The 13,063-nt window shown below is 70.0% G+C and carries 11 protein-coding genes; 8 read left to right on the top strand and 3 right to left on the bottom strand.

The annotated features are described in order from the left end of the window. The first annotated feature begins 264 nt into the window (after nt 1-264). From gap to MYF83_RS37455, 5 genes are all read left to right on the top strand, one after another. Nucleotides 265-1,269 (top strand): type I glyceraldehyde-3-phosphate dehydrogenase, encoded by a 1,005-nt coding sequence (gene gap / locus MYF83_RS37475; RefSeq protein ID WP_248965559.1) that lies wholly within the window; start codon nt 265-267, stop codon nt 1,267-1,269. Beyond that, on the top strand, nt 1,269-2,456 hold the full coding sequence (locus tag MYF83_RS37470; RefSeq protein WP_248965558.1) for a phosphoglycerate kinase: 1,188 nt from the start codon (nt 1,269-1,271) through the stop codon (nt 2,454-2,456). The genes gap and MYF83_RS37470 overlap by 1 nt, the downstream gene beginning before the upstream one ends. Nucleotides 2,457-2,463: 7 nt before the next feature. Then, a complete protein-coding gene (tpiA, locus tag MYF83_RS37465) occupies nt 2,464-3,249 on the top strand; it encodes a triose-phosphate isomerase (RefSeq protein WP_248965557.1) in 786 nt (261 codons plus the stop codon). A 129-nt stretch (nt 3,250-3,378) separates the two neighbouring features. Continuing rightward, nucleotides 3,379-3,612 (top strand): preprotein translocase subunit SecG, encoded by a 234-nt coding sequence (gene secG, locus MYF83_RS37460; protein WP_248965556.1) that lies wholly within the window; start codon nt 3,379-3,381, stop codon nt 3,610-3,612. Nucleotides 3,613-3,687: 75 nt separating this feature from the next. Beyond that, nucleotides 3,688-4,032: an RNA polymerase-binding protein RbpA gene (locus MYF83_RS37455; protein WP_189163482.1), complete on the top strand. Its 345-nt coding sequence runs from the start codon at nt 3,688-3,690 to the stop codon at nt 4,030-4,032. Nucleotides 4,033-4,143: 111 nt separating this feature from the next. Here the strand turns inward: MYF83_RS37455 and MYF83_RS37450 are convergent, their stop codons facing one another. Next, nucleotides 4,144-5,802 carry an amidohydrolase gene (locus MYF83_RS37450; RefSeq protein WP_248965555.1) on the bottom strand — a complete coding sequence of 553 codons (1,659 nt, stop codon included), beginning with the start codon at nt 5,800-5,802 and terminating at the stop codon, nt 4,144-4,146. 278 nt (nt 5,803-6,080) lie between these two features. Here MYF83_RS37450 and MYF83_RS37445 point away from each other — a divergent pair, with 278 nt between their 5' ends. Further along, nucleotides 6,081-7,133 carry a GNAT family N-acetyltransferase gene (locus MYF83_RS37445; protein WP_248965554.1) on the top strand — a complete coding sequence of 351 codons (1,053 nt, stop codon included), beginning with the start codon at nt 6,081-6,083 and terminating at the stop codon, nt 7,131-7,133. A 99-nt stretch (nt 7,134-7,232) separates the two neighbouring features. On the opposite strand, the gene MYF83_RS44890 is transcribed toward MYF83_RS37445, so the two are convergent. Continuing rightward, nucleotides 7,233-7,991, bottom strand: a complete 759-nt coding sequence (locus tag MYF83_RS44890; protein WP_504974987.1) for a Clp protease N-terminal domain-containing protein — start codon at nt 7,989-7,991, stop codon at nt 7,233-7,235. A gap of 213 nt (nt 7,992-8,204) precedes the next feature. Here MYF83_RS44890 and MYF83_RS37435 point away from each other — a divergent pair, with 213 nt between their 5' ends. Then, nucleotides 8,205-10,457, top strand: a complete 2,253-nt coding sequence (locus tag MYF83_RS37435) for a molybdopterin-dependent oxidoreductase (protein WP_248965553.1) — start codon at nt 8,205-8,207, stop codon at nt 10,455-10,457. Nucleotides 10,458-10,800: 343 nt separating this feature from the next. Here MYF83_RS37435 and MYF83_RS37430 read toward each other — a convergent pair whose 3' ends face one another. Continuing rightward, the gene (locus tag MYF83_RS37430) at nt 10,801-11,268 is read right to left on the bottom strand and encodes an ATP-binding protein (RefSeq protein ID WP_248965552.1); all 468 of its coding nucleotides are present in this window, start codon (nt 11,266-11,268) and stop codon (nt 10,801-10,803) included. Nucleotides 11,269-11,683: 415 nt separating this feature from the next. On the opposite strand from MYF83_RS37430, the gene MYF83_RS37425 reads away from it, so the two are divergent. Further along, a partial coding sequence (locus MYF83_RS37425; protein ID WP_248965551.1) for a helix-turn-helix domain-containing protein occupies nt 11,684-13,063 on the top strand: 1,380 nt, incomplete at its 3' end.

The raw sequence follows: 13,063 nt of genomic DNA, 5'->3' as shown, positions 1-13,063 counted from the left end.
GGACACGGTGGGGGAGCGCGGGAGACGGCGCTTGGGTCCGATGGAAAGGACCGGCAGGGGGCCCGGCCGCGCCGCGCCGCCACAGGGCGGACGGGGCGTCATCGGGCGGTTGAACTGGGGGGATGTCGTAGGCCCGTGGCGGGTTTCGCTAAGGGGGAAGCCACGTGGTCTACACCAATTGTTACCCGGTAGGGTTGTCTGAGGTTTCAGCCCGCCACGACGCCGGCACGAGCCGGCGCACGAAGTTCGAGGAGATCTGGTCCCGTGAGCATCCGCGTAGGCATCAACGGCTTCGGCCGTATCGGCCGCAACTTCTGGCGAGCCGTGGCGGCCAGCGGCAAGGACATCGAGGTCGTAGCGGTCAACGACCTGACCGACAACGCGACCCTCGCCCACCTGCTGAAGTACGACAGCATCCTGGGCCGCCTGCCGTACGAGGTGAAGAGCACGGCCGAGGAGATCACCGTCGACGGCAAGGCGATCAAGGTGTTCGCCGAGCGCGACCCCGCCAAGCTGCCCTGGGGCGACCTGGGCGTCGACGTGGTCCTGGAGTCCACCGGCCTGTTCACCGACGCCGCCAAGGCCCGGGTCCACGCCGACAACGGCGCCAAGAAGGTCATCATCTCCGCCCCGGCGAAGGGTGAGGACATCACCATCGTCCTGGGCGTCAACGACGACAAGTACGACCCGGCCGCGCACACGATCATCTCCAACGCCTCCTGCACCACCAACTGCCTGGCTCCCATGGCGAAGGTCATCAACGACACCTTCGGCATCGAGAAGGGCCTGATGACCACGATCCACGCCTACACCCAGGACCAGAACCTGCAGGACGGCCCGCACAAGGACCTGCGCCGCGCCCGCGCCGCCGCGATCAACATCGTCCCCACCTCCACCGGCGCCGCCAAGGCGATCGGCCTGGTGCTCCCTGAGCTCAAGGGCAAGCTCGACGGCTTCGCGCTCCGGGTGCCGATCCCCACCGGCTCGGCCACCGACCTGACCGTCGAGGTCGGCCGCGAGACCACGGTCGAGGAGGTCAACGCCGCGCTCAAGGCCGCCGCCGATGGCCCGCTGCGCGGCATCCTGACCTACACCGAGGACGAGATCGTGTCCTCCGACATCGTCACCGACCCCTCGTCCTGCATCTTCGACGCCGGCCTGACCAAGGTGATCGGCAACCAGGTGAAGGTCGTCGGCTGGTACGACAACGAGTGGGGTTACTCCAACCGCCTCGTCGACCTCATTCAGCTGGTGGGCTCGCAGCTCTGATGCGGACCATCGACTCTCTCGACGTGAAGGGTCGGCGCGTGCTCGTCCGCGCCGACCTGAACGTCCCCCTCGACGGGGACGTCATCACCGACGACGGCCGCATCCGCGCCTCGGTCCCGACGATCGCCACGCTCGCCGACCGCGGCGCGCGGGTGATCGTCTGCGCCCACCTCGGCCGCCCCAAGGGCAAGGTGGCTCCGCAGTTCTCGCTGGCTCCGGTGGCCGCGCGGCTCGGTGAGCTGCTCGGCCGCCCGGTCGCGTTCGCCGAGGACGTCGTCGGCGACTCGGCGCACGCCACGGTGGAGGGGCTGGCCGACGGCGAGATCGCCCTCCTTGAGAACCTCCGGTTCGAGCCGGGCGAGGAGTCCAAGGACGACGAGGTTCGCGGGGCGTTCGCCGACAAGCTGGCCGCGCTCGCCGAGCTCTACGTCGGCGACGGGTTCGGCGCGGTGCACCGCAAGCACGCCAGCGTCTACGACGTGCCGAAGCGCCTCCCGCACGCCGCGGGCGGACTGATCGTGGCCGAGGTCGAGGTCCTCAAGAAGCTCACCGAGAACCCCGCCAGGCCGTACGTCGTCGTGCTCGGCGGCGCCAAGGTCTCCGACAAGCTCGGTGTGATCGCCAACCTGCTCGGCAAGGTCGACCGGCTGGTCATCGGCGGCGGCATGGCCTACACCTTCCTCAAGGCCCAGGGGCACGAGGTCGGCAAATCCCTGCTGCAGGAGGACCAGCTCGACCAGGTGCGCGGCTTCATCGACGAGGCCGCCAAGCGCGGCGTCGAGCTCGTGCTCCCGGTCGACATCCTGGCCGCGACCACCTTCGCCGAGGACGCCCCGTACGAGGTGGTCGAGGCGACGGCGATCCCCGCCGACCGTGAGGGGCTCGACATCGGCCCGAAGAGCCGCGAGCTGTTCGCGAGCAAGCTGGCCGACGCCGCGACCGTCTTCTGGAACGGCCCGATGGGCGTGTTCGAGTTCGACGCGTTCGCGGGCGGCACCCGTGCCGTGGCCGAGGCGCTGATCGCCGCAGGCGCCTTCACCGTGGTCGGCGGCGGCGACTCGGCGGCCGCCGTGCGCAAGCTCGGCCTTCCCGAGGACGGCTTCTCCCACATCTCCACCGGTGGCGGGGCCAGCCTCGAATACCTCGAGGGCAAGACCCTCCCCGGACTCGCCGCGCTGGAGGACTGAGCGTCCCATGAGCATTGCCCGCAAGCCGCTCATCGCCGGCAACTGGAAGATGAACCTCAACCACCTCGAGGCCATCGCGCTCGTCCAGAAGCTGGCGTTCACGCTGACCGACAAGGACTTCGACCGCACCGAGGTGGCGGTGCTGCCGCCGTTCACCGATCTGCGCAGCGTGCAGACCCTGGTGGACGGCGACAAGCTCCGCATCGAGTACGGCGCGCAGGATCTGTCGACCCACGACGTCGGCGCATACACCGGTGAGATCTCCGGTTCCATGCTCGCCAAGCTGGGCTGCACGTTCGTGCTGGCCGGGCACTCCGAGCGGCGGCAGTACCACTGCGAGGACGACCAGGTCGTCAACGCCAAGGTGCAGGCGGCCTACCGGCACTCGCTCACGCCGATCCTGTGCGTGGGCGAGGGCCTCGCGGTCCGCCAGGCGGGCGGCCAGGTCGCCTACGCCGTCTCCCAGCTCGACGCCGCGCTGAACGGCGTGAAGACCGACCAGGCCAAATCGCTGGTGGTGGCCTACGAGCCGGTGTGGGCGATCGGCACCGGCGAGGTCGCCACGCCCGACGACGCGCAGGAGGTGTGCGGAGCCCTGCGCGCGCGACTCGCCGAGCTGTACGACGAAGAGCTGGCCGGAGGCGTCCGTATCCTTTACGGTGGGTCGGTCAAGCCTGACAACGTCGCCGGCATCATGGCCCAGCCCGATGTCGACGGTGCCCTGGTCGGAGGCGCGTGCCTGGACCCGGTCGACTTCGCCAAGATTATCCGTTTTGGCGAAATGTCGGGCTAGCTCGGCTGTTCGGGCGGTACGACGTGAATTTACGACGTACCCTCGAAGAGACACTTTGAATCGTCACCCCGGCGGACGCCGGGCACGTCAGGTCGCGCTCCGGCGCGCGTAACGAGGAACAGGTCAACGGTGACTATCGGAATCTCCATCGCCCTCATCCTGTCGAGCGCCCTCATGGTGCTGCTCGTCCTGCTCCACAAGGGCAAGGGTGGCGGCCTCTCGGATCTCTTCGGTGGCGGCTTCACATCGTCCTTCGGCGGATCCTCGGTGGTGGAGCGGAACCTGGACCGGCTCACCGTCATCACCGGCACGATCTGGTTCGTCTGCATCATCGCGCTCGGCCTGCTCATGCGGCCGGCGTAGGCGCCTCACCAGGCAGGCCTGACAGAGATTCTTTTCCCCGTCGCGTGACGGGGCGATCAAGCGAGGAGTTCATCCGTGGGTAGTGGCAACGCCATCCGTGGTAGCCGTGTCGGCGCTGGTCCGATGGGGGAGGCCGAGCGTGGCGAGGCGGCCCCTCGAGTCAGGGTCTCGTTCTGGTGCGCCAACATGCATGAGACGCGTCCGAGCTTCGCCAGTGACGCGGCCGTCCCGGAGTACTGGGACTGCCCTCGCTGCGGTCTTCCCGCCGGTCAGGATGAGTCGGCCCCGCCCGCGCCTCCGCGCAACGAGCCGTACAAGACCCACCTGGCGTACGTGAAGGAGCGGCGCAGCGACACCGACGGCGCGGCGATCCTCGCCGAGGCCCTCGAGCGGCTCCGCAACAACCGTTCGCCCTGGTAGGCCTCCGGCCAGAGCCTAGGTGCAGGGAGAAGGCCCCCGCGGGACTCCGCGGGGGCCTTCTCGCGCTCTCCGGACCGCTCCCGCCGGACAGGGACCCTTTCGCCGGCGGGGTCAGACCCCGCGTTCGTACACCAGGTCGCCGGCGGTGAACGTCATGGCCACCTGGGTGGTCCAGATCTCCTTGGCGGGAAGCGCGTACGGGTCGCGGTCGAGCACCACGAGGTCGGCGCGGTTACCCTCGGCGATGACGCCGGCCTCGTCGTCGCCGTTGATCCAGGCCGACCCGGCGGTGTAGGCGGTCATGACCGTGGCGAGGTCGAGGCTCTGCCCGGGCAGGAACGGCGTCTGGGCGGTCGGGTAGTCCGCGTGCACCGAACCGCCCGGCTCGGTGCGGTTGACCGCCACGTGCATGCCCTGCAGGGGGTCGGCCGAGGAGACCGGCCAGTCGCTGCCCGCGCACAGCCGGGCCCCCGTGCGCACCAGGTCGGCGAAGGGATACTGCCAGGACGAGCGCTCCTCGCCGAGGTAGGGGATGCACAACTCGTCCATCTGCAGGTGGTGGGTGGCCCACAGCGGCTGGAGGTTGGCGGTGACGCCGAGCCGGGCGAAGCGCGGCACGTCCGACGGCTCGACGATCTGCAGGTGGGCGATGTGGTGACGGTTGCCCGGCGCCGTCCCCTCCAGCGCGTCCAGGGCCTCGCGTACGGCGCGCTCACCGATGGCGTGGAAGTGCACCTGGAACCCCTGCCGGTCCAGCTCGGCGACGTAGCCATTGAGCAGCTCGGGGTCCACGTACGACAGCCCGCGCTGGTCGGGGCCGCAGTCGCAGTACGGCTCGATGACGGCGGCGGTGAAGTTCTCGGCGATGCCGTCCTGCATGATCTTCACCGAGCCGGCGGAGAACAGGCCTTTCGCCTGGGCGCGGCGCTCGGCCATCTCCTCGATCTGCTCGGCGCCGCGGGCCCTGTCCCACCAGAGGGCGCCGACGACGCGCGCCCTCAGCCGTCCCGAGCCGGCCGCCGACAGGTAGGCGGGGAAGTGGTCGTCCGAACCCGCGTACGAGCCGACGATCGCGTCCTGCCACCCGGTGATGCCCAGGGAGAACAGGTGGGACTGCGCGTCCATCAGGGCGGCGTCGACGTCGGCGGCGCTCGGGCGGGGGGTGAGCAGGCCGACCAGGTCCATGGCGCCCTCGTGCAGCACGCCGCTCGGCGTGCCGTCGGGGTCGCGCTCGATCCTGCCGTCGGCGGGGTCGGGCGTCTCCGCGGTCACCCCGGCGATCTCCAGGGCCCTGCCGTTCACCCACGCCGCGTGGTGGTCGCGCTGGATCAGATAGACGGGCCGGTCCAGGAAGTCGATCTGGGTGCGGTGGGGCAGCCCGCCGGGGAAGGCCGCCATGTCCCAGCCTCCGCCGTCGATCCAGGTCTTGTCCGGGTGCGCCCCGGCGTACACGGCGATCTGCTCGATGTACGCGGCCAGGCCGAACACCTCGGACAGGTCGCATTTGGCGCGCTCCAGCCCGGCCTGGATGGGGTGGATGTGGGCGTCGGTGAACGCGGGGGTCAGCAGCCGGCCGCCGAGGTCGACCGTCTCGTGCCCGGGCCGCGCCTGGCCGGCGACGTCGGCCTCGGCGCCCACGGCGGTGATCCGCCCATCGCGGACCAGCACCGCCTCGGCGAAGTCGGGCGCCGGGAGGGACACGGAGGGGGAGGCGGGCGAGGGGGTCGAGCCGGTGAAGACGCGGCCGCCGCGGAAGAGCAGATCGGTCATCGGGAAATCAGGGCCCGGAGGCTCCGGCGCCGGCCGGGTGGGGGCCCCATCCTCCTGCCTGGTCGATGGTGATGGTGCGCGCTCGCACCCGCCACATCCTGCTATATCCGTCGTGCCTGTGCAGCATGCCCTCCGGAAATCGTCGGTGATCCACGGCTTGTCTGAGGAAAGCGACGTTCGCCGGCAACTCATGTAGACGAAACCGCGGGCTCATGTCGGTGTAGCAGCTTCGTAACAGCTGGCGGGCATCCTGCTGTTCGGGACAAGAGGGGGTTTTGATGGGATTTTTGCGGATTCGCACCACGGTAGACGAGCGTCCGGGCCGGCTCGCCTCACTCACCGCCGCGCTGGCGGCCAAAGGCGGCAACATCCTCGGGCTGAGCGTCCAGCCTGACACCGACGGCACCGTGGACGAGTTCGTCGCCGACATCCCTGCCTCGGTGGAGACAGTACGGGAGGCCCTGGAGGCGGCGGGCGGCCGGCGCGTCCAGGTCGTGCCCGCCACCGCCCACGAGCTGACCGACGAACCCACCCGCGTCCTGCTGCTGGCCGCCCGCCTGCGAGCCATGCCGTGGCGGCTGCCCGAGGTGCTCGGCGACCTGCTGCGCGCCGACGACGCCCGCTGGGTGTACGGCACCGACCTCGCCTCCGAACTGCCGGACCCGACGCTGCTCACCGTGCCCGTGGCACCGCGCCGCGCCGTACGGCTGCGCAGGAGCGTGCTGCCGTTCACGCTGACGGAGTCCGCCCGGGCGGCGGCGCTCGTGCGGCTCGCGCAGCCGCCGGCCGAGGCCCCGTCCGTGGAGCGGCCCGTGCTGCTCACCGACGGCGTGGAGGTGCAGATCCGCCCCCTCACCCTGCTGTACCGCGAGGCGATCCGTGACCTGCACGACCGCTGCTCGCCCGACTCGCGCAGGTTCCGCTACTTCACCTCCATGCCGGCCCTGCCGCCGCGCATGTTCGACCGGCTCTGCGACCGCGACCGCGGCCATTCGCTCGTCGCCGGCTACGACGGGCAGGTCGTGGCCCTCGCCAACCTGATCTTCACCCCGGACCCCGGCATCGCGGAGATGGCCTTCCTGGTCGAGGACCGCTGGCAGGGACGCGGGCTCGGCGGCGCGCTGGCGCGCATGCTGTTCCAGGAGGCGCGGGACCTGGGCTTCGCCGAGGTGAAGGCGAGCCTGCTGTCCGACAACGTCCGCATGCGCCGCCTGCTGCTCTCCCTCGGCGCCACGCTGGCCTACACCGAGGACCCGGGCGTGCTGGAGGCGAGGATCGCCGCCGGTGCGAGGGTGCCCGCCTCCCGAGGCGTGCCCGCCTCCCGAGACTGAACCGCGGCGGCCGGCCGCCGTGCTCCGGAGCCGCTCGGGGACCTCGGATCACGGCGACCGGCCCTGGCACGTCCGCGCCTTCCCGGGCGGCGCCGGGGTTCAGTCGTCCTGGCCGGCGCCGGGATCAGAGGACGGGCCGCCGGGAGTCGCGGGATCAGAGGACGGGCTTCCGGGAGTCGCGGGATCGTCGCCGCCGGCGACAGCGGGATCGTCTGTGCGGGCGGTAGGGGGATCATCCTCGCGGGCAGCGGCGGAATCGTCCTCAGGGGCGTCCTTGCCGGGAGCCGGGGGGACGCCCAAGGCGTCCAGCCGCCGCTCGATGCGGTCGAGGCTCTCCTGGATCCGTTCGAGGCGCGACCCGAACGCCATCTCCGGCGGCAGCGGGACGACGGTCTCCGCCGGAGGGCCGAGACGGCGCACCCTGCGCCCGGCCGCTCCCTCGACCAGTTGCAGCCGCAGCTGCTGAGGGTCGATGTCGTTCCGCTCCAGCACCTGTACCGCGACGCCCTTGCCCTCACTGATCAGCCCCAGCAGGATGTGCTCGGTGCTGATGTAGTTGTGATGCAGCTGGAGCGCCTCGCGGAGGGACAGTTCGAGGACCTTCTTGGCTCTCGGCGTGAACGGGATGTGCGTCCCCGGAGAGCTCTGGCCACGCCCGATGATCTGGTCCACGCTCTGTCTGACGTCGTCGAGGCTCAGGCCGGAGCCGGTGAGCACGGTCGCCGCGAGTCCTCTGCCCTCGCCCAGCAGGCCCAGGAGGATGTGCTCGGTGCCGATGTAGTTGTGGTTGAGCCGCCTGGCCTCCTCCTGGGCGACGACCACGGCGCGACGGGCGGAATCGGTGAAGCGCTCGAACACGGGGAGCCTCCGCGTGCGTCGGTGAAGTCGGACGTGCCGTTCGCGCGAAGCCGACTCGTTGCGGCTTCTTCCACTATGCGCCAATCACCCCCTCTGCGGGCCGTGGACCGTACACCGATCCACGGCGTTTCGCTGCCAGGGGACGCGACAAAACGGGCGTCCTCCTCTACGCTGAGTCTGGAAATCGAACTCAACCGGGCTGGGAGAGGCGACATGGACACCGAATGGCGGCCTTCGGCGTGCGTGTTATGCGCGTGCAACTGCGGCATCGAGATCCGGCTCGACGGCCGGCGGTTCGAGCGGATCCGGGGTGACAAGGCCCATCCGTCGTCACAGGGCTACACCTGCGAGAAGCCGCGACGCCTCGACCACTACCAGAACGGCGTCGACCGGCTCACGCACCCGCTGCGTCGGCGGCCGGACGGCACGTTCGAGCAGGTCACCTGGGACACCGCCATCGCCGAGATCGCCGCCAGGTTCTCCGCGGTCCGCGACGCGCACGGCGGCGAGTCGATCTTCTACTACGGCGGCGGAGGGCAGGGCAACCACCTCGGCGGCTCGTACTCGGGCGCGTTCATGCGCGCGCTCGGCGCCAAGTACCGCTCCAACGCCCTCGCCCAGGAGAAGACCGGCCTGTTCTGGGTGTCGGACCGCATGCTGGGCAACACGGTGAGCGGCGACTTCGACCACTGCGAGGTCGCGGTCTTCTTCGGGAAGAACCCCTGGCAGTCCCACGGCATCCCGCGTGCCAGGCCCACGCTGAAGGAGATCGCCCGCGACCCGGACCGGTTCATGATCGTCATCGATCCCCGGCGCACCGAGACCGCCGAACTGGCCGACATCCACCTGCAGCTCCGCCCCGGTACGGACGCCTGGCTGCTCGCCGCGCTCGCGGCCGTGCTCGTCCAGGAGGGCCTCATCGCCCACGACTGGCTCGCCACCCACGCCGTCGGCCTGGACGAGGTCCGGGACGTCCTGCGGTCAGTACCCGTGGCGGAGTACTGCGAGATCTCGGGGGTGCCCGAAGGGCTGGTGCGGGGAGCGGCACGCCGGATAGCCGCCGCGGCGAGCGTGGCCGTCTTCGAGGACCTCGGCGTCCAGATGACGCTGCACTCCACGCTCAACAGCTACCTCGACAACCTCCTGTGGTTGCTGACCGGCAACTTCGGCCGCCCCGGCACCAACAACCCGCCGATCCTGTTCGCGCCGCTCATCTCGTTCTCCCATCACGGGCCGAAGCGCGACCGGTTCAGCCCCGTGGCCGGGGCGCGCATCATCTCCGGGCTGGTCCCCTCGAACGTGGTCGCCGAGGAGATCCTCACCGACCATCCGCGCCGCTACCGCGCCATGCTCGTCGAGACCTCCAACCCCGCCCACTCGCTCGCCGACTCCAAGCGGATGCGCGAAGCGCTCGGAGCGCTCGACCTGCTCGTCGTGATCGACGTCGCGATGACCGAGACCGCGCGGCTGGCCGACTACGTGCTGCCGGCGCCCTCGCAGTTCGAGAAATGGGAGGCGACCTTCTTCAACCTGGAGACCCCGGCCAACTACTTCCACCTGCGGCCCCCGGTGCTGGACCCGCCGCCCGGCACCGACCTGCTGCCGGAACCGGAGATCCACGCCAGGCTGTGCGAGGCCATCGGAGCGCTGAACGACGACCAGGTGCGGCCGCTGCGCGAGGCGGCCGAACGAGGCCGCGCGGCCTTCGCCGAGGCGTTCCTCGCCGCCATCTCCGACCCGGACCTCGCCAAGGTGGCGCCCGTCCTGCTCTACCGCACGCTCGGCCCGACCCTGCCGGGCGGAGCGGCGGCGGCCGCCTCCCTGTGGGCCCAGGCCGTCAAGGTCGCCATGGCGCACCCCGACGCCGTGCGCCGGGCGGGCATCGACGGCGAGGGCCTGGAACTGGGCGACCGGCTCTTCGACGCCATCCTCGCCAACCCCTCCGGCGTCGTCTTCACCCTCGACGAGCCCGGGGTCGGCTGGGACCGCCTCGGCACCCCCGACAAGAAGATCCATCTGGCGCTGCCCGACCTGCTGGAGGAGCTGCGGACCCTCGGCTCGGGGCCTGAGCTGCGGCCGGAGTTCCCGTTCGTCCTGTCGGCGGGGGAGCGGCGCGCCTTCACCGCCAACACGATCTTCCGGGATCCGGCGTGGCGGAAACGCGACGTCGCCGGCGTGCTGCGCGTCAGCTCCAAGGACGCCGCCGACCTCGGCCTGTCCGACGGCTCCCTGGCGAGGGTCACGACCAAACGGGGATCGGTGGAGGCGACCGTCGAGATCACCGACACCCTCCAGCCCGGGCACATCTCCCTGCCCAACGGCCTCGGACTGTCCTACCCGGGCGAGACGGGCGAGGTCACCACGGGAGCCGCCCCCAACGAACTGACCGCCTCCGAGGACCGCGACCCCTACGCAGGCACCCCCTGGCACAAACACGTCCCCGCCCGCGTAGAGGCCCTCGCATAGCCCCACACCCGACTCACCCACCCGCCGCCCCCGGCCGCCGGCACACACCCGCGCAACGGGGCCGGTGGGCGGACCGGGGGCCGGGTAGGCCGGACGTGCCGGCGTGCCGGATGGCCACCTGCGTCGGTACGGCGGGCGGGGCACGGCGACAGCCGAACGTGTCCGCACCGGGTAACCGTCGTCGTCTCCCGCTGGTGTGCGTGTCGGCGCCGATGGTGGGGGTTGAGGTACGGGGGAGGGCTGCGGCGGGTGACCGGTCTCTTCTCCTGCCAGTGTGCGTTTGTGTGTCGGCGCCGGTATGGCGGGGTGGGGTACGGCGAAGGCGGCGCCGGGGTACGGCGGGTTATCCGGTGAACGGTCGTTGGCGCGCGATTTCCTGGAAATCGGGCAAGGGCGGGCCGAAGGGCAGAGGAAGGTGCACGACTATGTGCTTGCCGCCTCCCGCCGTCGGCTCGACGGTGTGCCGTCCGCCCGCCTCCTCGGTGAGCAGCATGACCATCCGCAGACCCCGGCCGCCGTCGTCGTACGGTGTGGCCAGTGCCCGTGGAAGGCGCGGGTGGGAGTCGTGCACGGCCAGGGTCAGCCAGGACACGTCGGCGGCGAGCGCGACCGTCGCGGTGGGTGACTCAGCGGAGGCGTGCTCGGCGACGTTGGCGACCAACTCGGTGACGATGAGCCCGGCGGTGAAGGCCGTCTCCGGATCCACCCCCCAGAGAGCCAGCGTCTTCGCCGTCTCGCGCCGTGCGACGGGCACCTGCTCGATGGTGGAAAGGACCACGAAGACGTGGTGTGCGCGCTTACCGGAAAGCATCGAAGTTCCCTTTCTCCGCGACCGAGGACGCCCTTAGGTAGGCGGGTGCCAGCGTCCGGCAGGAGGGATACAACGAAAACTCCATATAGTCATTGATCGGCTACCTTCTGTTATGCCAGATTGGCATCGCCGCTTCCGGCAGGCAGGCCGTACGGTGTCGCGCCTGGTCAGGTCGCGAGGGGACGCCCCGGTGGCTCCTGGACGGACCGGTCAGGTCGCGGACGGAGAGGTCGGTTCATGGAGGGACCGGTCAGATCGCGGACGGAGGCGTCGGTTCATGGACGGACGGATGTGCCCTGGCTGCCGCAGGACACTGCTCAGCCGCTACAGCCGTGACCCGGTATGCGCCCCTTGCCTGCGGGCGAGCCGTGGTGAGAGGCCCGCGACGCCGGCCTGGCTCTGGGATTCGGTACCCATGCGTGAAGCACTCGCCTCGGGGGACCTGTCGGCGTTCGTGGCCGTCGTGCGTGCGGCGATGGGGTTGAGCCAACTCGAACTGGCCGGCCTGGTCGGCTGGTCACAGAGCACCGTCAACCGCATCGAGAGCGGCCGGCGCGACACGCTGTACGACATCAGGGAACTACTCCGTTTCGCCGATGCCATAGATATGCCGCGCCACGCCTTGATGCCATTGCTCATCGGTAATCCGGTGGCGGGAATGGCGATAGAGGGCATAACACCGGATATGGAGATGGATCGTCGGCATTTCAATGGAGTTCTGGCAGGTGGCCTCGCAGGGATGGGATGGGGTGGTCTGGCCGTTCCGAACCGGGTCGACGCCGCTCACATCAAGCACCTCAAGGCGACGATCCAGCGCCTTTATGCCGATGACCAGCGAATAGGTGGTGGCATGCTGCTGGCTCCCGCCTTGCATCAGCTCGCGCGAGTACGGCGAATGCTCGACGAAGCCGATTTCGGGGAATCGATCGGCCGACGCCTGGTCTCCACCGCGGGAGAGCTGTGCGTATGCGCAGGATGGCTTGCCTACGACTCAGGGCGGCAGAGTCTCGCCCGGCAGCTGTACAACGAGGCCTGCATGTACGCTGAACATTCTGGTGATGAGCAGCTCCGCGTGAACATCGCCTCATACGTGGCCATGCAGGCCGTACGGATGGCACGTACGAGGCCAGGTCGTGTGGGTGAGGCATTGCGTTCGGTCGAGGCCGGAAAACACGCGGCGCGCGCATGGGCCACTCCGCGGGTGTACGCGCTTCTCGCTGTCCGAGAGGCCACCGCTCACGCCGTCATCGGCGATGAGATCGCCTGCCGTAGGGCCATGGCCACCGCGTGGCGTGAGGTCGACCGTGGAATCGACCAGGACGATCCTGAGTGGACCGGCTTCGTCAACGAGAACACGTTGGTCTACTTCGAAGGGCTGACGGCTATGACTCTCGGTAAGCCTCTCCCGGCCGTCGAAAGATTCCGGCACCTGCTCATAGACCCGTCGATCGGAGAACGGAATCGAACCTATTATCGCTCCTGTCTGGTGAACGCCTTGCTGATCGCCGGAGCCAAGGGGGACGCGCTGGCAGAGGGAATCGAACTGTTGCCCCTAGCCGAGGAAGGCCGCCCGGTGCTCCTCGGCCCACGAGGCGAAGGTGCGCGCGGGCCGCCCGGTCAGTTCCTCGACCACTGGGGTGAGCTCGGCAGGGCGGCCGTCGCAGCTTTGCCAGTAGTCGAGGAGCGCGTCGCCGAAGGGCCCGTCGATGTACTCGGCCATCTCCGCCTTCCACTCCTGCCTGGTGATGTGCTTGACGGCGATGTCACGCCCGGTGACGCGGGACAGGACGCCGAT

Source organism: Sphaerisporangium perillae (genome assembly GCF_023276435.1).
GTDB lineage: Bacteria > Actinomycetota > Actinomycetes > Streptosporangiales > Streptosporangiaceae > Sphaerisporangium > Sphaerisporangium perillae.
The sequence above is the reverse complement of the archived record's forward strand: the minus strand, read 5'-3'. Positions and strand labels throughout refer to the sequence as shown.